22 protein-coding genes and 1 pseudogene are annotated in these 22284 nt (G+C 76.2%); 15 read left to right on the top strand and 8 right to left on the bottom strand.

Features of this window, described 5'->3' with window-relative positions; genetic code table 11:
* Positions 1 to 5: 5 nt before the first annotated feature.
* The 3 genes from bagB to IEY37_RS13380 are packed head-to-tail and all read right to left on the bottom strand — an operon-like array spanning position 6 to position 2397.
* Positions 6 to 1121, bottom strand: a complete 1116-nt coding sequence (bagB, locus tag IEY37_RS13390) for an ArsA family ATPase (RefSeq protein WP_188942198.1) — start codon at positions 1119 to 1121, stop codon at positions 6 to 8.
* A complete protein-coding gene (gene bagA, locus IEY37_RS13385) occupies positions 1118 to 2143 on the bottom strand; it encodes an ATPase BagA (RefSeq protein WP_188942196.1) in 1026 nt (341 codons plus the stop codon). The genes bagB and bagA overlap by 4 nt, the downstream gene beginning before the upstream one ends.
* Before the next feature lie 5 nt (positions 2144 to 2148).
* Positions 2149 to 2397 (bottom strand): hypothetical protein, encoded by a 249-nt coding sequence (locus IEY37_RS13380; RefSeq protein WP_188942194.1) that lies wholly within the window; start codon positions 2395 to 2397, stop codon positions 2149 to 2151.
* 76 nt (positions 2398 to 2473) lie between these two features.
* Here IEY37_RS13380 and sp36 point away from each other — a divergent pair, with 76 nt between their 5' ends.
* From sp36 to IEY37_RS13360, 4 genes are read left to right on the top strand one after another with little or no spacing between them, the layout of a single operon-like run.
* On the top strand, positions 2474 to 2650 hold the full coding sequence (gene sp36 / locus IEY37_RS13375) for a Sp36 family protein (RefSeq protein ID WP_188942192.1): 177 nt from the start codon (positions 2474 to 2476) through the stop codon (positions 2648 to 2650).
* Complete coding sequence (locus IEY37_RS13370; protein ID WP_188942190.1) at positions 2647 to 3105, top strand: RidA family protein; 459 nt, start codon at positions 2647 to 2649, stop codon at positions 3103 to 3105. Before sp36 ends, IEY37_RS13370 begins: the two co-directional genes overlap by 4 nt.
* 43 nt (positions 3106 to 3148) lie before the next feature.
* Positions 3149 to 4711, top strand: coding sequence for an MBL fold metallo-hydrolase (locus IEY37_RS13365; RefSeq protein WP_188942188.1), 1563 nt, complete (start codon positions 3149 to 3151; stop codon positions 4709 to 4711).
* Complete coding sequence (locus IEY37_RS13360; RefSeq protein WP_188942186.1) at positions 4708 to 5619, top strand: methyltransferase domain-containing protein; 912 nt, start codon at positions 4708 to 4710, stop codon at positions 5617 to 5619. Before IEY37_RS13365 ends, IEY37_RS13360 begins: the two co-directional genes overlap by 4 nt.
* Before the next feature lie 63 nt (positions 5620 to 5682).
* On the opposite strand, the gene IEY37_RS13355 is transcribed toward IEY37_RS13360, so the two are convergent.
* Entirely contained in the window at positions 5683 to 6357 is a 675-nt protein-coding gene (locus IEY37_RS13355) for a Crp/Fnr family transcriptional regulator (protein ID WP_188942184.1), read from the bottom strand.
* Positions 6358 to 6511: 154 nt separating this feature from the next.
* On the bottom strand, positions 6512 to 6754 hold the full coding sequence (locus IEY37_RS13350) for a hypothetical protein (protein WP_188942182.1): 243 nt from the start codon (positions 6752 to 6754) through the stop codon (positions 6512 to 6514).
* 195 nt (positions 6755 to 6949) lie between these two features.
* Between IEY37_RS13350 and nth the strand changes: the two genes are divergently transcribed.
* The 3 genes from nth to IEY37_RS13335 are packed head-to-tail and all read left to right on the top strand — an operon-like array spanning position 6950 to position 9771.
* The gene (gene nth, locus IEY37_RS13345; RefSeq protein WP_188942180.1) at positions 6950 to 7840 is read left to right on the top strand and encodes an endonuclease III; all 891 of its coding nucleotides are present in this window, start codon (positions 6950 to 6952) and stop codon (positions 7838 to 7840) included.
* Positions 7837 to 8577 carry an NUDIX hydrolase gene (locus tag IEY37_RS13340; protein ID WP_229674388.1) on the top strand — a complete coding sequence of 247 codons (741 nt, stop codon included), beginning with the start codon at positions 7837 to 7839 and terminating at the stop codon, positions 8575 to 8577. Before nth ends, IEY37_RS13340 begins: the two co-directional genes overlap by 4 nt.
* A 3-nt stretch (positions 8578 to 8580) precedes the next feature.
* Complete coding sequence (locus tag IEY37_RS13335; RefSeq protein WP_188942178.1) at positions 8581 to 9771, top strand: MarP family serine protease; 1191 nt, start codon at positions 8581 to 8583, stop codon at positions 9769 to 9771.
* 36 nt (positions 9772 to 9807) lie between these two features.
* Here IEY37_RS13335 and IEY37_RS13330 read toward each other — a convergent pair whose 3' ends face one another.
* The 3 genes from IEY37_RS13330 to acs form a co-directional block, all read right to left on the bottom strand.
* On the bottom strand, positions 9808 to 11280 hold the full coding sequence (locus IEY37_RS13330) for an alpha/beta fold hydrolase (RefSeq protein ID WP_229674387.1): 1473 nt from the start codon (positions 11278 to 11280) through the stop codon (positions 9808 to 9810).
* 16 nt (positions 11281 to 11296) lie between these two features.
* Complete coding sequence (locus IEY37_RS13325; protein ID WP_188942176.1) at positions 11297 to 11791, bottom strand: phage holin family protein; 495 nt, start codon at positions 11789 to 11791, stop codon at positions 11297 to 11299.
* A 724-nt stretch (positions 11792 to 12515) separates the two neighbouring features.
* Positions 12516 to 14513 (bottom strand): acetate--CoA ligase, encoded by a 1998-nt coding sequence (acs, locus tag IEY37_RS13320; protein WP_188942174.1) that lies wholly within the window; start codon positions 14511 to 14513, stop codon positions 12516 to 12518.
* A gap of 142 nt (positions 14514 to 14655) precedes the next feature.
* Here acs and IEY37_RS13315 point away from each other — a divergent pair, with 142 nt between their 5' ends.
* The 8 genes and pseudogenes from IEY37_RS13315 to IEY37_RS13285 all read left to right on the top strand — a co-directional run bounded on the left by IEY37_RS13315 (position 14656) and on the right by IEY37_RS13285 (position 22253).
* Entirely contained in the window at positions 14656 to 15486 is an 831-nt protein-coding gene (locus IEY37_RS13315; RefSeq protein WP_229674386.1) for a Fic family protein, read from the top strand.
* 1005 nt (positions 15487 to 16491) lie between these two features.
* The gene (ssd, locus tag IEY37_RS22155; protein WP_229674385.1) at positions 16492 to 17556 is read left to right on the top strand and encodes a septum site-determining protein Ssd; all 1065 of its coding nucleotides are present in this window, start codon (positions 16492 to 16494) and stop codon (positions 17554 to 17556) included.
* Complete coding sequence (locus IEY37_RS13310) at positions 17553 to 18725, top strand: TadA family conjugal transfer-associated ATPase (protein WP_229674384.1); 1173 nt, start codon at positions 17553 to 17555, stop codon at positions 18723 to 18725. Before ssd ends, IEY37_RS13310 begins: the two co-directional genes overlap by 4 nt.
* Entirely contained in the window at positions 18719 to 19678 is a 960-nt protein-coding gene (locus IEY37_RS13305) for a type II secretion system F family protein (RefSeq protein ID WP_188942170.1), read from the top strand. Before IEY37_RS13310 ends, IEY37_RS13305 begins: the two co-directional genes overlap by 7 nt.
* Complete coding sequence (locus tag IEY37_RS13300) at positions 19675 to 20685, top strand: type II secretion system F family protein (protein WP_188942168.1); 1011 nt, start codon at positions 19675 to 19677, stop codon at positions 20683 to 20685. Before IEY37_RS13305 ends, IEY37_RS13300 begins: the two co-directional genes overlap by 4 nt.
* Positions 20686 to 21334: 649 nt before the next feature.
* Positions 21335 to 21487, top strand: a pseudogene (locus tag IEY37_RS22805) (DUF4244 domain-containing protein); the annotation flags it as partial.
* On the top strand, positions 21484 to 21867 hold the full coding sequence (locus IEY37_RS13290) for a TadE family type IV pilus minor pilin (RefSeq protein WP_188942166.1): 384 nt from the start codon (positions 21484 to 21486) through the stop codon (positions 21865 to 21867). The pseudogene IEY37_RS22805 and the gene IEY37_RS13290, both read left to right, overlap by 4 nt.
* Positions 21864 to 22253, top strand: coding sequence for an Rv3654c family TadE-like protein (locus IEY37_RS13285; RefSeq protein ID WP_188942164.1), 390 nt, complete (start codon positions 21864 to 21866; stop codon positions 22251 to 22253). Before IEY37_RS13290 ends, IEY37_RS13285 begins: the two co-directional genes overlap by 4 nt.
* The last annotated feature ends 31 nt before the right edge of the window (positions 22254 to 22284 follow it).

Raw genomic sequence — 22284 nt, 5'->3', positions numbered from 1 at the left:
CCGGGTCAGCCGTGCGCGGTCAGCTGCTCGCCGATCTCCCGCAGCTGCGGGAGATCGTGCGCGTCGAACGGCAGCGCCGGGACCTCGACGACGTCCAGGTCGGGGTGCGCCCGGCTCAACCGTGACCGCATCCGCAGCTCCTGCGCGCGGACGGTGAGCCGGTCCGCGTGCACGGTCAGCACCCCGGCCGCCAGCGGCGCCTCCCGCGTTAGCTCCTCCGCGGCGGAGGTGGCCGTGCCCAGCGGCAGGTCGGCCAGTGGCGGGTGGGTGCGGTTGAGCACCAGCCCGGCCAGCGGCATGCGGTCCGCGCGCAGCCGGTCCGCGAAGTACGACGCCTCCCGCAGCGCCTCCGGCTCCGGGATGGCCACCACGACGAACGCCGTGCCCGAGGACCGCAACAGGTCGTAGGTCGTCTGCGCGCGCTCCCGGAAGCCGCCGAACATGGACTCGAAGAGCTGCACGAACGCGCCGGCGTCGGCCAGCATCTGGCCGCCGATGACCGAGGTGACCGCCCGCGCGAAGACGTTGAAACCGGCGCCGACGACCTTCATGACGCCCCGCCCCGGCGCGGACAGCAGCCGGATCATCCGCCCGTCCAGGAACGAGCCCAGCCGCTGCGGCGCGTCCAGGAAGTCCAGCGCCGACCTGCTGGGCGGGGTGTCCACGACGATCAGGTCGTACTCGCGCCGACCGGCCAGCTGGCTCAGCTTCTCCATGGCCATGTACTCCTGCGTCCCCGAGAAGGACGTGGAGATGGTCCGGTAGAAGGGGTTGGCGAAGATCTGCGCAGCCCGGTCCGGGGAGCTGTGTGCGCTGATCATCTCGTCGAACGTGCGGCGGGTGTCCAGCATCATCGCCCACAGCTCGCCGCCGGACTCGGCGGCCGGCCCGTCGAGCTCCACCCGGCGCGGCTCGTTGTCCAGCTCGTCCAACCCCAGCGACTGGGCCAGCCGGCGGGCCGGGTCGATGGTCAGCACCGCCACCCGGCGCCCGGCGTCGGCGGCGAACAGCGCCATGGCGGCTGCGGTGGTCGTCTTGCCGACGCCGCCGGAGCCGCAGGTGACCACGACGGAGGTCTGCGGGTCCGTCAGCAGGGCGCCCAGCCGCAGTTGCTGCCTCACCGGACCCCCTGCTCCGCCAACCGATCGGCCAGCTCGTAGACGCCGCCCAGGTCGGCGCCGTCGACCAGCCGCGGCAGCTGCAGCAAGGGGACGCCGGTGGCGGCGAGCCGCTCCCGGCACTCGCGCTCGGCGAGCACCCGCACCGCGTGGTCCTCGGCCTGCCGGGCCAACCCGGCCAGCAGCGCGGGCTCGGGGTCGATGCCGGCCTCCACCAGCCCGACGGCGAGCCGGTCCAGGTCCAGCCGGCCCTCCGCGGCCGCCGCGAGGGACGCCGCCGCCAGCTTCGGGTCCGTCGCCGCGTTGACGATCACCGTGCCGACCGGCAGCCCGGCCGCGCGCAGCTGGTCCACGGCCTCGATCGTCTCGGTGACCGGCATGTCCTCCAGCAGGGTCACCAGGTGCACCAGCGTGTCGTCGGAGTGCAGCAGGCCCACCACGCCGTCGGCCTGGTTGCGGATGGGTCCGCGCCGCGCCAGGTCGGCCATCGCCACCGTCACGTTGAGGAACGTGGTGATCCGACCGGTCGGCGGGGCGTCCATGACGACGGAGTCGTACACCGGGCGGTTGTCCCCGCCGAGCCGGGTGACGGTCTCCTTGGTCTTGCCGGTGAGCAGCACGTCGCGCAGCCCCGGGGCCAGCGTGGTGGCGAACTCGACGGCCCCCATCCGCTTCAAGGTCCGCCCGGCGAAGCCCAGGTTGTAGAACAGCTCGAAGTACTCCAGCAGGGCGGCCTCGACGTCCACCGCCAGCGCCCGCACCTCGCCGCCGCCGGGCGCCACGGCGATCTTGCGTTCCTCGTAGGGCAGCGGCGGCACGTCGAACAGCCGGGCGATGCCCTGCCGCTCCTCGACCTCCACCAGCAGCACCCGGCGGCCGTCGGTGGCCAGCGCCAGCGCCAGGGCGGCCGCGACGGTGGTCTTGCCGGTCCCGCCCTTGCCGCTCACCACGTGCAGCCGGGCGCGCCGGCCCGCCGTCGGCCACGGCGTCGCCGTGGCGGCCGGCCCACCCTCGATCCCGGTCATCGGCGTCAGCTTGCCAGGGCCATCACGGCGACGGCGACGGCCGGGACCGCCAACAGCACCAGCACCACGACCGGCGGGGTGAGGAGCACCGGGACGACGCCGACCGGGATCACCACCGACCCGGCCGCGGCGGTGCGGGCCGCCCGGCCGGAGGTCCATCCGCGCCGGTCCCGCAGGGTGTCCCACCACAGCAGCACCAGGACGAGCAGCAGCACGGCCTGTACGGCCGCGGCGACCCAGCGCCACCATTCCACCGCGCAAGAGTAGGGCCGGGAACGGCGCCGCGGGCACCGGACGCCAGGGTCGGGGGTGCGCCCTACAGTGACGTCCATGACCACACCGCCCACGCCGCGCCGGGCCTTCGAGTACGCCACCGTGCCCCTGCTGGTCCACGCCACCAAGGCGATCCTGGACAGCTGGGGCGAGGACGGCTGGGAGCTGGTGCAGGTCGTGCCCGGCCCGAACCCCGAGCAGCTGGTGGCCTACCTCAAGCGGGAGCGCTCGTGAGCGGCCCCCTGGATCGGCTCGCCGAGCTCGGCATCACGTTGCCGGAGGCGCCGCGCGCAGCCGGCTCGTACCTGCCGGTGCAGCGCTCGGGCGACCTGCTGTTCACGGCCGGCCAGCTGCCGTTCGTCGACGGTGCACTGCCGGCCACCGGGCGCGTCGGTGCCGAGGTGTCCGCCGAGGACGCCAAGGACTTCGCCCGCCAGGCCGCGGTCAACCTGCTGGCCGCGGTGCACGCGGCCGTCGGCCTGGACGCCGTCGAGCAGGTCGTCAAGGTCGTCGGCTTCGTCGCGTCCGCCGAGGGGTTCAACGGGCAGCCCGGCGTCATCAACGGCGCCTCGGACCTGCTCGTCGAGGTCTTCGGAGAGCAGGGCCGGCACGCCCGGTCGGCCGTCGGCGTGGCCGAGCTGCCGCTCGGCGCGCCGGTCGAGGTCGAGGCCGTGCTCCGGGTGCGGTGAGCCGGCGACCGGTCCCGGTCCCGCCGGTGATCACCCGAGACCGATGACCCCGGCCGGCGCGCCGCCGGACGCCGTCCGGCCGGCCGCCACCGTCGTGCTGACCCGGGACGGGTCCGCCGGGCTCGAGGTGTTCGTGCTGCGGCGGGTGCCGTCGATGGTGTTCGCCCCGGGCACCACCGTCTTCCCCGGCGGCGCCGTGGATCCCACCGACCGTCTGCCGGTGCGCCGGTGGGCCGGCCCGCCACCGTCCTGGTGGCGCGACGCGCTCGGCGCGGCCGACGCCGCCGATGCCGCGGCACTCCTGGTGGCCGCGGTGCGCGAGCTGTTCGAGGAGACCGGCGTGCTGCTCGCCGGCGCGGCCGCCGACGGCCCGGTGACCGGGCTGCCGGCCGGCGCGGACGCCGTGCGGGACGGGCTGGCCACGCATCGGACCGGCCTGCCCGACGTGCTGGCCGCCGCGGAGCGGTGGTTGCGGACCGACCTGCTCCGGCCACTGGCCCGCTGGATCACCCCGCCCGGTCCACCCCGGCGCTACGACACGGCCTTCTTGCTGGCCCGGCTGCCGGCGGGGCAGGACGCCCGGGTGCTGACCACGGAGGCCGACCAGGGACGCTGGGCGCGCCCCGTCGACCTGCTCGCCGAAGCCGCGTCCGGCGGCATCCGGCTGCTGCCCCCCACCAGGGCCGTGCTGCTGGAGCTGGCCGGGACGTCGTCGCTCGCGGACCTGCTGGCGGTGCAGCGCGCCGTGCCGGTCGGACCCGGCGCTCCCGACGGCGACGACGGGGACGGCCCGGTTCCACCGGGCGCCCGCCGGGTGACCGCCCTGGCCACCCGGGTGCTCGCGCCGAACCCCGGGCCGATGACCCTCGACGGCACGAACAGCTACCTGGTGCGGGCGCCCGGGGCCGCCACCGCGGTCGTCGTCGATCCCGGGCCCGACGACGCCGGACACCTGGACCGGCTCGTGGAGGGCGCCGGCGGTCGGATCGAGCTGGTGCTGATCACGCACCGGCACCCGGACCACACCGCCGGCGTCGACGACCTGGTCGCCCGGACCGGAGCCCCGGTCCGCGCGGTCGACCCGGCCTGGTGCCGGCGATCCGACCCGCTGCGCCACGGCGAGCTGCTGCAGGTCGCCGGGACGGTGATCGAGGTGGTGGCCACGCCGGGACACACGGACGACTCCGCCTGCTTCCTGCTGCCCCACGACGTGCTGTGGCCCGGCGGCGGCGCGACCGGCGCCGACGCCCGCGCCGGGTCGGTGCTCACCGGCGACACCGTGCTCGGCCGCGGTACGACCGTGCTGGCCCACCCGGACGGGCGGGTGGCCGACTACCTGGCCTCGCTCGACCGGCTCGCGGCCCTCGACGCCGGCCCGGCCCTCCCGGCGCACGGCCCGGTGCTGCCGGATCTCGCCGCCGCGTGCCGGCGGTACGCCCGGCACCGCCGGGAGCGGCTGGACCAGGTCCGCGCGGCGCTCGACAGCCTCGGACCCGCGGCGGACGCCGACGCCGTGGTGGCGGCGGTGTACCCGGACGTCGACCCCGCGGTGCGGTACGCGGCGGTGCTGTCCGTCCAGGCGCAGTTGGAGTACCTGCGGGCGTGACGGGTCCCGGACCGTCGGCGGGCTGGCGGGTGCTGGCCTGCCCGCACTGCGGTGCGCCGCTGTCCGGTGACCCCGACGGGCCCGCCGGCGTCGCTGGACGCCGGCCCAGGGTGCTCGGCTGCCCGCTCGGCCATCGCTTCGACGTGGCCCGGCAGGGCTACGTCGCCCTGCTCGGACCGCGGTCGCGGACCGACACCGGCGACAGCGCGGACATGGTGGCGGCCCGGGTGGAGTTCCTCGGTGCCGGGCACTACGCGCCGATCAGCGTGGCCGTCGCCGACGCCGCTGGGGCGTCCCGGTCCGGCGCCGCGACCTCCGCGGCGGGCACGGGGGAGCCGGTGCTGCTAGAGATCGGCGCGGGCACCGGCCACTACCTGTCCGCGGCGCTGGACCGGATCCCCGGGGCCGCCGGGGTGGGGCTGGACAGCTCCCGGTACGCCGCCCGGCGCGCCGCGACCGACCCGCGGACCTGCTCGGTGCTGGCCGATGCCTGGTCCCGGCTCCCGCTGGTCGACCAGGCCGCGGACGTCGTGCTCAGCGTCTTCGCTCCGCGCGACCTGGCCGAGGTGGCGCGGGTGCTGCGGCCGGGCGGCAGCCTCGTCGCCGTCACCCCACGCCCGGGGCACCTGGTCGAGCTGCGGGAGCGCGTCGGGCTGCTGTCGATCGACCCCGACAAGGCCGATGCGCTCGAGCAGCGGGCGCGGCGGGCCGGGCTCCGGCCGACCGAGCGCACCGAGGTCCGCAGCCGGCTCCGACTCACCCGCGCCGCCGTCGCGGCGCTGGTCCGGATGGGTCCGGCGGCCCGGCACCTGGATCCTGCCGACCTGGCGCGCCGGGTCGCGGCGCTCGACGAACCGGTCGAGGCCACCCTCGACGTATCCGTCAGCGTGCTCGTCGCGGACCGCTGAGAGCGGTCCGACCGCGGGCGGTCAGCGGGCCGACCCGCGCGGACGGCCTGCCCATCCGCGCGGTCAGCGCGCCCGGCGGGACAGCCGGTCGGCGTCCATGATCACGACGGTCTTGCCCTCGAGCCGGATCCACCCGCGATGGGCGAAGTCGGCCAGCGCCTTGTTCACCGTCTCCCGCGAGGCGCCGACCAGCTGGGCCAACTCCTCCTGGGTCAGGTCGTGGGTGACCCGCAGCGTCGACCCCTCCTGCTGACCGAACTGGCGCGCCAGCTGCAGCAGCGCCTTGGCGACGCGGCCCGGCACGTCGGTGAAGATCAGGTCCGCCAGGTTGTTGTTGGTCCGGCGCAGCCGCCGGGCCAGCACCCGCAGGAGCTGCTCGGCGATCTCCGGACGCTTGGTGATCCACTCGCGGAGCGCGGCGCGGTCCATGGTGGCCAACCGGACGTCGGTGACGGCGGTGGCGCTGGACGTCCGGGGCCCCGGGTCGAACACCGACAGCTCCCCGAACATGTCCGACGGACCCATGATCGCCAGGAGGTTCTCCCGGCCGTCCGGGCTGTTCCGGCCCAGCTTCACCTTGCCGGACAGGATGATGTAGAGCCGGTCGCCCAGCTCGCCGACCTGGAAGATGGAGCTGCCGCGCGGGTAATCGGCCGACTCCAGCTGCGACCCCAGGGCCAACGCCGAATCCGGGTCGACGCCCTGGAAGATGCCGGCGCGGGCAAGGGTTTCCTCCACCTGTCCTCCTGACGAGCCACAAACGTGTGTCACATTTCACCACGCGCAGTGGTGACTTCCCCAGTGTGGGCTTCCGGCGCCGGTCCGGCGACGCGGGCCGCGGTCGGCCACCCGCGAGGGACGACCGGGTGCTGCGGCGGGACGGGGCCGTCGGTCAGCCGCGCCGGGCCCTGCGGGCCCGCGGCCGGCGGCGCAGCCGGAAGCGGTCCAGTGCCCCCGCCCAGCCCTCGCGGATCAGGACGTTGACGTCGTCCGGGCCGGCCTGGTCGAAGAACTCCTCGACCTCGTTCTCGGTCACCGTGGTGGTGGCCACGCGCAACCGGTCCTCGACGCGGGACATCAGCAGCGCGAACACCATCAGCAGCAAGGGGAACAGGAGCACGAGGAACGCAGCCATGGTGGGCTCATCATCCCCCATGGCGTCCGCGGCGGTGCGCGAACGCCACGACCGGCTTGTCGGAGGTACCCGCGGCGCCGGAGCTGCCGGCCCCACCGCAGGTCAACGGCCGTGCGACGGTGCCGTGTGGCCGGCCGGCGGCCGCGCGGGCTGATCTTCGGGGCGGCCGTCGGTGGGCTGTGGCAACCTGATCCGGTGCCGCGCCGTCCCTCCGCCCCCGCCACGCCGCTCGCCCGGACGCGACGCGCGCGGCGGATCGACGGGCGGCTGACGGAGGCCTTCCCGGCCGCCCGCTGCGAACTGGACTTCAGCACGCCGCTCGAGCTCGCGGTGGCGACCATCCTGTCCGCCCAGTGCACCGACGCGCGGGTCAACATGGTCACGCCCGCCCTGTTCGCGCGGTACCGCACGGCCGCCGACTACGCGGCCGCGGACCGCACCGAGCTCGAGGAGATGATCCGGACCACCGGCTTCTTCCGGAACAAGGCGACCAACCTCATCGGCCTCGGCCAGGCGGTCGTCGAGCGGTACGACGGCCGGTTGCCCGACACGCTCGCCGAGCTGGTCACCCTGCCGGGCTTCGGGCGCAAGACCGCGAACGTCGTGCTCGGCAACGCCTTCAGCGTCCCGGGCATCACCGTCGACACCCACGTCGGGCGGCTGGTCCGGCGCTGGGGACTGACCGAGGAGTCCGATCCGGTCAAGGTCGAGATGGCGCTGAACGGCATGCTGCGGCCGGCCGAGTGGACGATGTTCTCCCACCGGACGATCTACCACGGGCGCCGGGTCTGCCATGCCCGCAAGCCGGCCTGCGGCGTCTGCGTGCTGGCCGACCTGTGCCCGTCCTACGGCGCCGGGCCGACGGACCCGGTGCTGGCGGCTCCGCTGGTCACCGGCGCGGAACGGCCGCACCTGCTGGCCATGGCGGGGGTCGGTGACCTGGCAGGGGACCCGCCGGCTCCCGCGGTGGCCGGCGCGGACATCGCCGAGGGGATCGGGGCGGACGGTGGCGGAGCGCCGCGGGCGGGGGACGCCGTCGAGGTCGCCGCAGCGGTCGGGGGGTCGGCGGGGACGGGCTCGTCGTGAGCGTCGGCGCCCGCCTGGTCGACGACACGGAGCTGCCCGGGTGGTTGCGACCCCTGGTCGGCCGGATCGACGGCGCGGTGCTGACCGACCTGATCCCCGGCGGCGTGCCGCCGGCGCCGTCGGCGGCCCGCCGGGCGTCCGTGCTGATCCTGCTGGGCGACGGGCCGGACGGGCCGGACGTGCTGCTCACCGGCCGGGCCGGCACGTTGCGCTCGCACGCCGGCCAGCCCGCCTTCCCGGGTGGCGGTCGGGATCCCGGCGAGGACGCCGTGGCGACGGCCGTCCGTGAGGCCGAGGAGGAGACCGGGCTCGACCCGTCCTCCGTCCGCCCGGTCGCGACCATGCCGGACCTGTACCTGGGGGCGTCGTCGTACCTGGTGACGCCGGTCGTCGCGCACTGGCACACGCCCGGGCCGGTGCGCGCGGTCGATCCCGCCGAGACCGCGGTGGTGGCGCGGGTGCCGCTGTCCGTGCTCGCCGACCCGGCGCACCGCGGGCGCGTCCGGCACTCCAGCGGCTACGTCGGGCCCGCGTTCGACGTCGCCGGGCTGATCGTCTGGGGCTTCACCGGCGGCCTGGTGGACGCGGTGCTGCGCGCGGGCGGCTGGCACCGGCCGTGGGACCGCGGCCGGTTCCTCGAGCTCCCGCCGCTGGGTCGGGCGCTGCCGGACCCGGAGGCCGGCCACCTGGCCGAGGCGGACGGCGTCGCCGGTCCCGACCGCACCGCCGCCGGCTGAACCGTGACCTGGGTCGACGCCGTCGTGGTGGCACTGCTGCTCGGTGCTGCCTGGTCGGGCCTGCGCCGCGGGTTCATCAGCTCGACCGTGTCGCTGGTCGGCGCGGTCGGCGGCGCCGTCGTCGCCATCCGGCTCGCGCCACTGGCGATGGACCGGGTCGACGACGCTGCCGCCAAGGTGGCGGTCGGCATCGCCTGCGTGATCCTGGGTGTCGGGGTCGGTGAGTGGGCCGGGACCGTGGTCGGCCGGGCGCTGGCGGACCGCATCACCTGGCGCCCCGCGCAGGCGCTGGACCGCGGCCTGGGGCTGGTCGGCCACACCGTCGCGGTCACCGTGGTGGTGTGGCTGGTGGCCGTCCCGCTGGCCTCGATCACCCAGTTCCCGTGGCTGGCGTCGTCGGTGCGCTCGTCGGCGGTGTTGCAGCGGATCGACGCGGTCATGCCGGACGGTGCCACCGCCATCTCCGACCGGATGCGCGCGCTGTTCGACCAGTCCGGGTTCCCGGCGATCCTCGATCCGTTGGCGCCGACGCCGGACACCGCGGTCGCCGCACCCGACCCGGCGGATGCCGCCACGGCCGGTGTCCGGGCGGCCGGCCGGTCGGTGCTCAAGGTGCGGGGACAGGCGCCGTCATGCCAGCGGGGGATCGAGGGATCGGGGTTCGTCATCGGTCCCGAGCGGTTGATGACCAACGCCCACGTGGTGGCCGGCACCACCACCGTCGGCGTCGAGCAGGGCGGCCGGCTGCTGCCGGCGACGGTCGTCGTCTACGACCCCGAGCGGGACGTCGCGGTGCTGGACGTGCCGGGCCTGCGGGGTGACGGGCTGCGCTGGGACACGGCCCTGGCCGACACCGGCATCCCGGCGGTGGCCGCGGGCTACCCGCTGGACGGGCCGTACACGGTCAGCCCCGGTCGGGTGCAGTCGGAGCTGACGCTGCGCGGCCCGGACATCTACCAGGCGTCGACCGTGTCCCGGCAGGTGTACACGCTGCGGATCAAGATCCGCTCCGGCAACTCCGGCGGCCCGTTGCTGGGCACCGACGGGCGCGTCCTCGGTGTCGTCTTCGGCGCCTCGATCGACAAGCCGGACGTCGGGTTCGCCCTCACGGCCACCGAGGTGGCCCCGGTGCTGGCCGAGGGTCTGGCGGCGCCGGACACGGCGGTCGGCACCGGAGCCTGCGCGGTCGAGTGACGGGCCGACCGGGCCCGACGGCAGGTGTCGCTCGGCTCAGCGGACCGGCCGGCTGGTGACCCCGGCCGGCGCCGGTCCGTCCGTGGCGCGGACGGTGACCGGACCGACCGACCGACGGGCCTGCCGGCGATCGACCGCCGGCGCACCGGCGTCGTCCACCGGGCGCGGGTCGCCGGCCGCCGCGGCGCGCTGCACCGCGGCTGCGGCGAGGTCGGTCCTGAGCGCGGCCGCCGGAGCGGAGAGGTCGCGGCCGTCGACCCGGGCGCCGGCGGTGCCCGGTTCGTCCCGCAGGGCCGCGTCCAGAGTCATCTGCGGACGCACCGGCGCCCGGCCGCCGGTGTCCGTCCCGGCGCCGTCTGCAGCTGCGGCTGCACCGCCGTCCGCAGCGTGAGGTGCAACGCCGTCCGCAGCGGCAGCTGCACCGCCGTCCGCGGGTGCGGCGCGCTCGTGCCGGCCGCGTCGTGGTGCGCCGGCGGTCGTGCCGTCCGGCGCGGCCGGCACGGCGTGGCGGCCCCGCCGGACGGGTCGGTCCTGCGTCGCTGGGGTCGGGCCGCCGTCCAGGGCCCGCAGGAACTCCACGACCAGCCGGTCGACGACCTCCGGTGCTTCCTCGGGCGGGTAGTGCCCGGCACCCGGCACCACCCGGAGGCGGTAGGCGCCGTGGCAGTGCCGGGCCGCGTCGGTCAGTTCCTCCAGCGGGACGAACCGGTCGGCGTCCCCGGCCAGGTGCAGGACCGGCACGTGCACGCCGCTCTGCAGCGCCTCGCGGTGGCGGCGGCCGTCCGTCCGCCACGGGGACCGTGCGACCCAGCGGAGCTGCTCGACGGCGCCCTTGGCCGCCCCCGGAATGGTGATGGACCGCCGCATGTCCGCGACGGCCGACGTGTACTCCGCCGTCGACGTCCACTGCGGGCCGGCCGCGGCGTGCACGATCCGTTCCAGGCGGGCGCCGTTGCCCGCGGCGAGCCGCCGGTCCGGGAACAGCGGAGCGGCAGCGAAGCGGAGCAGGCGGCGGTACGGGGTGCGGGACGGCAGCCGGGGTGCGGCGAGCCGGGCGGGATGCGGCGCGGCGATCGCCACCACGCCGCGGACCCGGTCCGGGTGCATGGTCGCCACGTCGAAGGCCAGCGTGCCGCCGTAGCCCTGGCCGACCAGCACGGCGGATCGCTCGCCCAGGGCGCCGACCAGGCCGGCGACGTCCTCGGCCAGGGTGAACGCGTCGTACCCGCGGGGGGTCTTGTCGGACTCGCCGGTGCCCCGCAGGTCGGGCGCCGCGGCGCGGTACCCGGCGGCGGCGAGATCGCGGAGCTGGTGGCGCCAGCTGCCCGCGGTCTGGCCGAACCCGGGCAGCAAGAGGACGAGCGGCCCCGACCCGGCCTCGACGAGGTGGAAGCGGATGCCGTTGGCGTTCACGGACCGGTCCACCGGGTCGTGCGGGCGGGCGGCCGCGCCCTCGCCGCGCGCGGTGCGGTCGGCGTCAGGTCCCGTCGGGGCGGGCACCGTGGTCACCCGGGAGCAGGTCTCCTCAGCGCGCGGCGGCGCTGGGATCGCTGCTGTGGGTGGCGGCGGACTTCAGCGTCGCGGCCGTCTCTGTCAGGGACGAGATGGTGCGTTCCGGCTTGCGGATCTGCTTGACCTTGCGCAGGCCCAGCAGCGCCAGCAGCCCCGCCATCAGCAGCATGGCCACGAACACGATCGTGAACGCCAGCCACCGCGGCAGCCAGATCGCCAGGATCTCGCCGACCATGAACCAGAAGAAGAACATGCTGAACAGCCCGATCACGGCGGCGCCGATGAAGAACACCGCGCCCCGGACGCCGGTCTTCACCGACTCGGTGATCTCCAGCTTGGCCAGCTCGATCTCCGAGCGGACCAGCGTCGACATGTGGACGGTGGCGTCCTTGACGAGCGCACCGATCGACTCCGAGGGGTCCACGATGGGCTCCGCGGTCAACGGGATGACCGGCCGGGCGCCGGTGGCGGGGACGGACGACGCCGGCCGTTGCGGAACACCGGGCATCTGAGGGCCCCTTTCTCGCCGCGCGGTGCGGCTGTCAGGCGGACGGTACCCGGGCGGTCGCTCTCGACGCCCCGGACGTCTGGTCGACGGCGCCCATCATCGTGCCACGGGGGGTCCGGCGCACCCGCCACCCCTGGCCGTCGGCCACCCGCGGCGGTGTGCGCGTCCCACGGACGCCCGGTGCACCCGCCGGGTGGCAACCGCGCGAGCGGCTCGGGCACGGGCCGACCCGCGCGCAGGCCCGGCGCCGGCGCGCGCGGGTGGACGGGGCGGCGGCTGCAGTCCGAGTGCGGCGGCAGCTCGGGTGCCGGTGGTCCGTTGTCGGAGGCGTCCGGCGCGGGGTCCGGAGACACCGACGGCCCGCCGTCGCCGGCGGGCCGTCGCTGTCACGTGTCCGTGGATGGTGCCGTCGGCGGGAATCGAACCCACCGCATCGCCCGTGCTCGACTGCCGTGTCCGCAAGGACACCGTCTGCTGGTTCTCACCGTCGCATCCAGGGCCGGCACAGACAAGAACGGCTCCCGAGCAGGCAGTATTTCCCGCCGGCCGCGCCGACGGTGTGCGCTCGGTCACGCGCGGCTCGGGCCGGCGACGGCCGCCCGGGCGGGGTGGCGGGTGGCCGGAACCGGCCGGCGAGCCGGATCGGGAGCCGACCTGCCCGGCCGCAGCCCGGCCTCCCCGGTGACCCCGGGCCCGTCACCGCGGCTGGTGACTGCGGCGACCGTCAGCCGTCGCCCTTGCCGCTCGCCAGGCCGGTGGTGATCAGCTCCATCACCGACGAGTCCTGCAGGGTCGTCACGTCGCCCAGGTCGCGGTGCTCGGCCACGTCGCGGAGCAGCCGGCGCATGATCTTGCCCGAGCGGGTCTTCGGCAGCTCCTGCACGATCATGATCTGGCGCGGTCGGGCGATCGGACCGATCTGGGTGCCGACGTGCTTGCGCAACTCGGAGACCAGGTCCGCACCGCTCTGCCCGTCGGTCTGCACCTTCGCCGCCGCGTCGCCGCGGAGGATGACGAAGGCGACGATGCCCTGGCCGGTCATCTCGTCGGACGCCCCGACCACCGCCGCCTCGGCCACCGACGGGTGGGCGACGAGCGCGGACTCCACCTCGGTCGTCGAGATCCGGTGTCCGGACACGTTCATCACGTCGTCCACCCGGCCGAGCAGCCACAGTGCGCCGTCGGTGTCGTACTTGGCACCGTCGCCGGCGAAGTAGTAGCCCTGCGCGGCGAACCGGGACCAGTAGGTGTCGACGAACCGCTGGTCGTCACCCCAGATGGTGCGGAGCATCCCGGGCCAGGGCCGATCGAGCACCAGGTAGCCGCCACCGCCGGGGCCGACCCGGACACCGTCGTCGTTCACCACCGCCGCCGAGATGCCGGGCAGCGGCGTCATCGCCGAGCCGGGCTTGGTGGCCGTGACACCGGGCAACGGCGAGATCATGATCGCCCCGGTCTCCGTCTGCCACCAGGTGTCGACGATCGGGCAGCGGTCCCGGCCGATGGTCTGCCGGTACCACATCCAGGCCTCGGGGTTGATCGGCTCGCCGACGCTACCCAGCACCCGGAGGGAGTCGAGCCGGTACCGGCCAGGGATCTCGGAGCCCCACTTCATGAAGGTCCGGATCAGCGTGGGCGCCGTGTAATAGATGGACACGCCGTACTTGTCGACGATGTCCCAGTGCCGGCCCTCGTGCGGGGTGTTCGGCGTGCCCTCGTAGATCACCTCGGTGGCCCCGTTGGCCAGCGGACCGTAGACGATGTACGAGTGCCCCGTCACCCAGCCGATGTCGGCGGTGCACCAGTAGACGTCGGTCTCCGGCTTGAGATCGAAGACGGCCCAGTGGGTGTAGGCGGCCTGCGTCAGGTACCCGCCCGAGGTGTGCAGGATGCCCTTGGGCTTCCCGGTGGTGCCCGAGGTGTACAGGATGAACAACGGATGCTCGGACGGGAACGCCTGCAGAGTGTGCTCGGTCGACTGCCCGTCGACGAGATCGTGCCACCAGACGTCCTTGTCGGTCCACGACACGTCGATCCCGGTGCGGCGCACCACGACGACCGAGCGCACCGGCGAGTCCCGATCGGCGACGGCCTCGTCCACGGCAGACTTCAGCGGCGCTGCGGAGCCCCGCCGGTACTGGCCGTCCGCCGTGATCACCACCTGCGCCTGCGCGTCGGCGATCCGGGTGCGCAGGGCCTCGGCCGAGAAGCCGCCGAACACCACCGAGTGCGGCAGGCCGAGCCGGGCGCAGGCCAGCATGGCGAACACGGCCTCGGGGACCATCGGCAGGTAGATCGCCACGCGGTCGCCGGCCTGCAGCCCGAGGGAGGTCAGTGCGTTGGCGGTCCGGCAGACCTCGTCCTGCAGCTGGGCGTAGGTGATGGTCCTGGTGTCGCCGGGCTCGCCCTCCCAGTGGATGGCCACCCGCTCGCCGTTCCCTGATTCGACGTGCCGGTCGACGCAGTTGTAGGCGACGTTCAGCTCCCCGCCGACGAACCAGCGGGCGTGCGGTGCGTCGGTCCAGTCGAGCACGTCCGTCCACTCCGTCGCCCAGGACAGCCGGCGGGCCTGCTCCGCCCAGTACGCCTCCGGGTCCTCGGTCGCCCGGCGGTAGGCCTCCGCGGTGACGTTGGCCGTGGCGGCGAAACCGTCCGGCGGCGGGAACGTCCGGTCCTCCGCGAGCAGGTTGTCCAGGGTCGCGGCCGGCTCGCTGGTGGTCATCGGGCTCCTCTGCTGCGGCGGCGGGCGGCGGGTCGGCAGACGGACGCACCGGCACCGCACCGGTCGCCCCTGTCCGACCCGTGCAAGTTAACGCCGGCCCACCGACATGTCATGTGCAGGCCCCGTCCGTAGGCTCGGCGCGGTGATCAGCGGGGCGCCGACCGACCCCTTCGCCGACGACGAGGTCCTGGCGGCAGCGGAACGGGCCGGACGCGCCGTCGTGGCGGTCCACCGGCTGCCGGGCAACCTGCGGAACGCCGACGCCGCGGCCGCAGCCGCGGCGGGCCGGGCGGCCCGCTGCTCCGCCCTGCTCGACGGTGCCTCCGCCGGTGCCGCGGTCCGGCCGGGCGACGACGACGGGCGGTCGGCCGGGACGCCGGTCACCGTCGACGATCCCGTCCTGGCCGGCGCCCTGCGGGTCGCCGCGGCCCTGCCCGCGCTCGAAGCGGTGTGGCGACGTGCGCCCGCTCAGGCCCTGGCCCGGCTGCACGTCCTGGCCGCCGCGGGTCTGGTGCCGGCGGCGGAGCTGGGGCGGCCGAGGACGGGCGAGCCGGCCGCCCTGCCCCTGCCGGCCGCGGTGGCCGACGCCTTCGCTCCACCGGCGACAGCGGTGCCAGCCGGGCTCGCGGCGCTGAGCGGGCTGGTGCTCGGGTCACCGTGGCCGGCGGTCCTCACGGTGGCGGTGGTGCACGCCGAACTGCTGCGCCTCCGACCGTTCGGTGCGGCCGACGGCGTGGTGGCCCGGGCAGCGGCGCGGCTGACGATGACCACCACCGGGCTCGACCCGCGCGGCCTGACCGTGCCGGAGGCCGGACACCTGCGGGAGCGCCAGGAGTACGCGGCGGCGGCACGGGCGTGGTCGGCGGGCACGCCGGACGGCCGGCGGCGATGGCTGCTGCACGCCTGCGCCGCCATGATCGCCGGTGCGCGGGAGGGACGGTCGTCGACGGATGCCACGGCGTCGGCGGATTGAGCCCGCGAAGGAGTGGACGGCGGTCAGCCGGATCGATGAATCGGCATCGACGGCCACCACCGGACCGCCCGGGGAGACGAGGAACGTGCCGCCGGTCGGCGCCACCACCACACGGACGGCGCGGTCATGGCCAACAGATCGAACGCCCTGTGACCGTCCGGGAGATCCTCGCGGACACCGGAACGGCGCCCTGCCGTGCGGGCAGGGCGCCGTCCACCGGTGACGGTCCGACTACCAGGCCCGCCGTGCTCGTCGTGGACTGCTGCTCCCGGACCCTCGTCCGGGAGACACACGACCTACCTTCGCGGCGCGTAGCGGCGGGTGGGTACCGGGATCTCCGGCAGGAGCTCCGAGCCGGGTGGCCTGCCGTTTCTCCTCCACGACAGACCCTGGCCGGACGGGACTCCCTGGTTCAGTGATACCGCGGTCTCCAGGGTCCGGCAACCACTGCACCGGCAGGCCGGACGCCGTATCGATTCAGGCGTCCTTAGCCCGAACGGGTAGTTTTCGGCGTCCGAGGGTTGCATCACCCGGCGGTGGGTCGGGGAAGGGTGACGGTGCCGGCCCGTGAGGCTACGATCGTTGCCGTCGGTCCCCATCCCCCCGGGGATCGGCCCCGGGTTCAGCTCAACCCCCCGGAGCTGAACCCCCTGCGGCCCCCGCCCTCCCCCCTGGCGGGGGCCGCACCTTATCTCCGGCCCTTCCGCCCTACGCCGTCCCCGACGCGGTGTCGATGGGATCCATCCGCGCGGCCGGATCGTGCCGTGGCGACGCCGCACGGCGGCACTGCCCGTCGAGCCGGTGGTGCCCGCGCCACTCCGCACTTCGCCGAACTGCGCGCCCCCGCACCACTGCACCGTCCGCTTCCCTTCTCGGGTCGGGGCCGTCACGGTCCCGTCATCCCCACCCCGCGGGGTCATCCACAGGCCGGGCGCGAGCCGCGCGGGTACGCAGCGACCGCCGGTCCACTGGTGCCGCACCTTCCGGACGGCACGAGGAGCAGCCATGGGGGAACGACCGCTGGTCGTCACCGACGACGATGCGGTGTTAGACGAGGTGCTGCGGATCGCCGCCGCCGCCCAGGTCGAGGTGGCGCACGCCCCGGCCGCCGTGGCCCGCAGCGTGTGGCGCGCGGCGTCGCTCGTGCTGGTCGACGCCGCCGCGGTGCCGGCGGTGGCCGCCGCCGGGCTGCCGCGCCGCCCCCAGGTCGTCGCGGTCTGCGGGCCGGACCTGGATCCCGTGCCCTGGGACGCCTGCATCCGGCTCGGTGTGGACAGCACGGTGCGGATCGGCGAGTCGGACGAGGCGCTGATCGCGCTGCTCGCCGACGCCGTGACGGCCGGCGGCGGGGAAGGTCGCGTGGTCGCGGTGCTGGGTGCCTGCGGCGGCGCCGGGGCCTCGGTCTTCGCGACCGGGTTGGCGGTCGCGGCCGATGTCCGGCAGCGGCGGACCCTGCTCGCCGACTGTGACGGGTGGGGAGCAGGACTGGACGTCGTGCTGGGCGTCGAGGACGGCGGTGCGTTCCACTGGCAGGACTTCGCCGCGCCGTCGGGCCGGCTGTCGATGCACGACCTGCGGCACGCCCTGCCGGTCCTGCCGGTGGGCAATCGGCGGATCTCGCTGCTGTGCCACGACCGCGACCGGACGGGTCCGGTGGGCCCGGACGTCCTCGACGTCGTCCTGCGATCCGGCCGGCGGGCCGGCGACCTGGTGGTCGCCGACCTGCCGCGGCACTCCGACGCCGTGGTGGACGTGGCGGTCGACCGGGCGGACCTGGTGGTCCTGGTCGTCCCGGCGGACGTGCGGGGCTGCTACGGAGCCGCCCGCATGGCCGCCCGGCTGGACGTCCTGGGATGCCGTCCGGTGCTGGTGGTCCGCGGTCCGTCGCCGGGCGGGCTCGGCGCCGACGACGTCGAGCGCGCCGTCGGACTGCCGGTGCTGGCACGGATGCGACCGCAGCCGGGACTGGCCAGGGACCTCGAGCAGGGCCGGCCGCCGGGGACCGACCGCAGGGGACCGTTGGCGCGGGCCGCGGGCACCGTCCTGGACAGGCTGGACGGCCGGGGGTGAGCGTGCTCCCGGACATCCCCGCGGCGCTGGTCGAGTCCGTGCAGCGCCGCCTGGCGCAGGAACGCAGCGACCCGACGGGCGCGGCGCTCGTCCGGGCGGTCCGTGCCGAGACGGGCGCCGTCGTCAGCGATGCCGAGATGCTCCGCCTGGTGCGGGGGCTGCGCCGCGAGCTGGTCGGCGCCGGGCCGCTGGCAGAGCTGCTCGCCGATCCGGCGACGACCGACGTGGTCGTGAACGGGTGCGCGGACGTGCGGGTGGACCGCGGGCGGGGCTGGGAGGACGCCGGTGTCCGTTTCGCCGACGACGCGGCCGTGCAGCGGCTCGCGCGCCGGCTGGCGACGGCGGCCGGACGCCGGCTCGACGACGCCCACCCCTTCGTCGACGCCAGGCTGCCCGACGGGACCCGGTTGCATGCCGTACTGGCACCCGTGGCGGCGTCCGGGACCTCCCTGTCGCTCCGGGTCCTGCGGGCGCGGCTGTACGACCTGCCTGCGCTGGCCGCGGCCGGCAGCCTGCCGGCAGTGACCCGGGCGGTGGTCGAGGCCGTGGTGCGTGCCCGGCTGGCCGTGTTGATCTCCGGAGGCACCGGGTCGGGCAAGACGACGCTGCTGGGCGCGCTGCTGGCGGCCGTGGACCCCGCCGAGCGCCTGGTGACGGTCGAGGACGCCGAGGAACTCCGGCCGCCGCACCCGCACCTGGTCCGGTTGCTGGCGCGGCCGGCCAACGTCGAGGGCGCCGGTGCCATCCCGCTGCGGGAGCTCGTGCGGCAGGCGCTGCGGATGCGTCCCGATCGGATCGTCCTCGGCGAGGTCCGGGGCGCGGAGGTGGTGGACATGCTGATGGCACTGAACACCGGCCACCACGGCGGCGCCGGCACGGTCCACGCCAACGCCGCAGCGGAGGTGCCGGCCCGGCTCGAGGCGCTGGGTGCGCTCGGCGGGCTCGACCGGACGGCGTTGCACGCCCAGCTCGTCGGCGCCGTGCAGGTGGTGGTCCACCTCAGCCGCGACCTCGGCCGTCGTCGGGTGTCGGAGGTGGCGGTGCTGACCGCCGGTCCGGACGGAACGGCCGTGGTGCGGTCCGCGGTGGTGGACGGCCGGCCCGTCGAGCCGGGCGCATCGGTGCTCGCCGAGCGGCTGCGGGTGGCCGGGGTCGAGCGCCCGTGGTGACCTCCGTCCTCTGCGCCGTGGGAGCGCCGCTCGCCGCAGCGCCGGCGCCGCCGTCCGGGGCCGTCCCTGCGCGGTCGGCCGCGGCGGCCCTGGTCCTGCTGGCCCTCGCGGCCGCGGTCTGGCCGGCAGCGCGGGGAGTCGGGACGCTGCGGCGGGTGGAGTCCGCGACCGGGCGGGTGGGCCGCCCGCGCCGGACGGAGCGACGGCTCCGCACCGGCGGCGTCGTGCGGTGGTGGCCGCTCGCCGCGGCCGGCGGCGCAGCCGGTGCCGCCGCTGCCCTCGGTACGTCCGTCGCTGTGGCCGCAGGGCTGGTCGCCGGCACGGTGGGCACGCTGGTGCGGGTCGAAGCAGCGCAGGTCCGAACCCGGCGTGCCCGGGCCGCGGTGCTGCTGGCGGTGCGGACGCTGGCCCGGGAGCTGCACGCGGGTGCGCCGCCCGACCGGGCGGTCCTGGCGGCGGCCCAGGCCCACCCCGGTCCGGGGGAGCAGGCCCTGCTCGCGGTGTCGGCGGCGATCGCCGTCGGCGACCGCCCGCTGGGGGATCGGCGACCACCCGGCGTTGGGGCGCGGGCGTCCGGCGCGGATCGCCGCCGTACCGGACGGGCGACGGGGGCCGTCGATCCGGTGACGACGGCGGCTGCCCGGCTGACCGGCGCGTGGGTCCTGGCCGCCCGGCACGGCGTCCCGTGGAGCCGGCTCGTCGAGACCACAGCGGACGACCTCGAGGAGGCCGTCCGGTCGGAGGACGCGGCGCGGGCCCAGTCCGCGGGTCCCCGGATGTCCGGGTACGTGCTCGCCGTCCTGCCGGCGCTGGGGCTGCTGCTCGGGGCCGGGATGGGAGCCGACCCGGTGCACGTCCTGCTGCGGACGCCGATCGGCGGTGTGCTGCTCCTGGCCGGGACCGCGCTCACCTGCGCGGGCCTGGCCTGGACGGCCCGGATCGTGCGCCGGTGACCGGCGACCCGGGGCAGATCGCCGGCTGCGCCGCGCTGCTCCTGGGGGCGCTCGGGCTGTGGGCGTGGCCGGGTCCGGCGGCCGTGGCGCGCCGGAGGGTGGCGTCGTCCCGACATCCCGCCCTGCCGGTCGCCGCGCGCCGGGCTGCCTGGTGCGGGGCGGGGTTGCTGGGGGCCGGGTTGGTGACCGGGTTGCCGGCGCTCCTGGTCGCCACGGCGGCGGTCGCGGTCGCCGGCGTCCTGCTGCGGATGCCGGTCCGACCCGGGCGGGTGCAGCGCAACCACGAGCGCGCGGAACTCGCCGTGCACGCCGACCTGCTGGCCGCCTGCCTGGACGCCGGCATGGCGGTCGGGCCGGCGCTGCTGGCCATCGCAGAGCAGGTCGGTCCGGCGGGACGGGGCACCGTCTCCGATCCGGGTGATCGGCGGTCCGGCTCGTCGCCGTCGGGTGGCTCCCCGGAACTCGACCGGGTCCCGCGCCCCGACGGGTCCGGCCTCGTGGCCGCCGACCGGGCAGCCCACCGGCGACACGGCAGGCAACGCGAGCCGCGACACGGTCGGCGACCGGACGCGCGAGGGGTCCGGTGGCGGGCACGGGCCAGTCCATCCGCAGCGGCCGGTGGGCTCGCGCGGCCGGCGGCGTTGCTCCGGCGGTGGGCGGCGCCCGACCGCGACGCACCGGTGGTCGCGCTGTCCGCCGTCGGCTCGCTCTACGCGTTGGGAGCTTCGGCCGCCGTGGCGTGGACACCGGCCGACGTAGACGCCGAGCTGGCCGGACTCGCCGCGGCGGCACGGCGGTCGGCCGCCGGTGGCACCGTGCTCGCCGACGCGGTGCGCGAGCACGCTGCGGAACTGCGCCGCCGGATGCGCCAGGACGCCGAGCAGGCGGCCGCCCGGGGCGCCATCGCCATGACCGGCCCGCTGGCCGTCTGCTTCCTCCCTGCCTTCCTGTGCCTGGGTCTCGCGCCGGTGGTGGTCGGGCTGCTGGGCACGCTGGGCATCGGCTGACCCGAGTCCGACGCGCCGACCCGCCGGCCCGCCGGCTCGCAGCGACGCCGGTCACCGCCGGCCGCGGCTGTCGGCCGTTCCTGGCCGCCGTCATCGGCCGCTTCCGGTGCGGGCGGGCGGAGCTGAGCGGGTAGCGCCGGCGGGACGCCTGGTTGCCTCCGCGGCGGTCCCCGACGCCCCGTCGCGGCCGAGGCTACCGGTCGACGACCCGACCTCTTCTCTGTGTCCAGAGCTCTCCGTGTCCACGAGCTTCCTGTGTCGGCGACCCCTACCGCAGAGCAGGTGCGGACGTCGGCCGGTTCGGGCACTCCGGGCACGTGCCCGCACGCCCCTGTCCCCACCTGCTGCCGCCATCCACACCGGAGTCGGGGGCGCTCGCCCGCCTCGGCGCCCGCGCCGACGCTGGGTCCACGACCGGCCGATCGGCCGGTGCCGGACAGGAGGAGTCGAGATGGTGGCAGTACAACGCAGGTCCCCGGTGGTGCGGGCCGTCGTGGTCCCGGCGTCCCGCGAACGCGTCCCGGTGCGCCGGGCTCCGGTGCCGCCCGCCGGGCCCGCCGTGCTGGACCTGGGCCACGGTGACGACACGGGCGCAGGCGCTGCGACTCCGGCTCGGGACCAGGGCTCGGACCAGGACGGCGGGACCCCGGCGGGCGACGCGGGCATGAGCACGGTCGAGTACGCGGTGGGGACCATCGTGGCCGCAGCCTTCGCCGCGGTGCTGTACAAGATCGTCACCGGTGACTCGGTGGTGTCCGGGCTGACCAGCCTGATCAACTCGGCCCTGCACACCTCGCTGTGAGCGGGGCGCCGGTCGGTGCGGACGGGCGGGTCGGTGACCGGGGCGGTGTGACGGTCGAGGCCGCCGTCGCGCTGGCGGCGCTGGTCGTCGTGCTGGCCGGCTGCCTGGCCGGCCTCGCCTGTGTCCTCGGGCAGCTGCGGTGCACCGACGCGGCGCGCGAGGCTGCTCGCCTGGCCGGTCGCGGCGACGAGGCGGCAGCGCGGCAGGCCGTCGCTCAGCTGGCGCCGTCCGGCGCGGTGCTCGGCCTCTCGGTGACCGGTGATCTGGTGACAGCGGACGTCTCGGTGGGGGCGGTCGGTGGGCTGCTGCCCGGCGTCCGGCTCCGGGCCGCGGCCGTGGCCGCCCGGGAGGACGCCGTCGACGACGGTGCCCCGTCGTGACCCGCAGCGCTGCCGTCCGCGTGCGGTCCGACCGGTGCCTGCCCTCCGACGCCGGCGTCGCCACCATCCCGGCCGCGGTGGCGATGACGGTGCTGATCGCCCTGACCGGGGTGCTCGTGCACCTCGGGGCTGCCGCCATCGCCCGGCACCGGGCGGAGGCGGCCGCGGACCTCGGGGCGCTGGCCGGTGCGGCGAAGGTCCTGGACGGAGCGGCCGCGGCCTGCAGCGCCGCGTCGGCCCTGGTGGCCCGCAACGGCGCCCGGTTGGTCGAGTGCGACCTGCAGGGCTGGGACGTGGTCGTCCGGGCGGAGGCTGCCGCCGCGGTCGGCGTGCTGAGTGCGACGGTCGTCGGGCGCGCCCGGGCAGGTCCGGTGACCGCCCCGTGAGCGCCGGCCACGGCCGCAGCGGCGGTCGCCG

Origin of the sequence: Nakamurella endophytica (genome assembly GCF_014646215.1) — a bacterium.
In the GTDB taxonomy this organism is placed as follows: Bacteria; Actinomycetota; Actinomycetes; order Mycobacteriales; family Nakamurellaceae; genus Nakamurella; species Nakamurella endophytica.
This window is presented reverse-complemented; position numbering and strand designations above follow the sequence as displayed.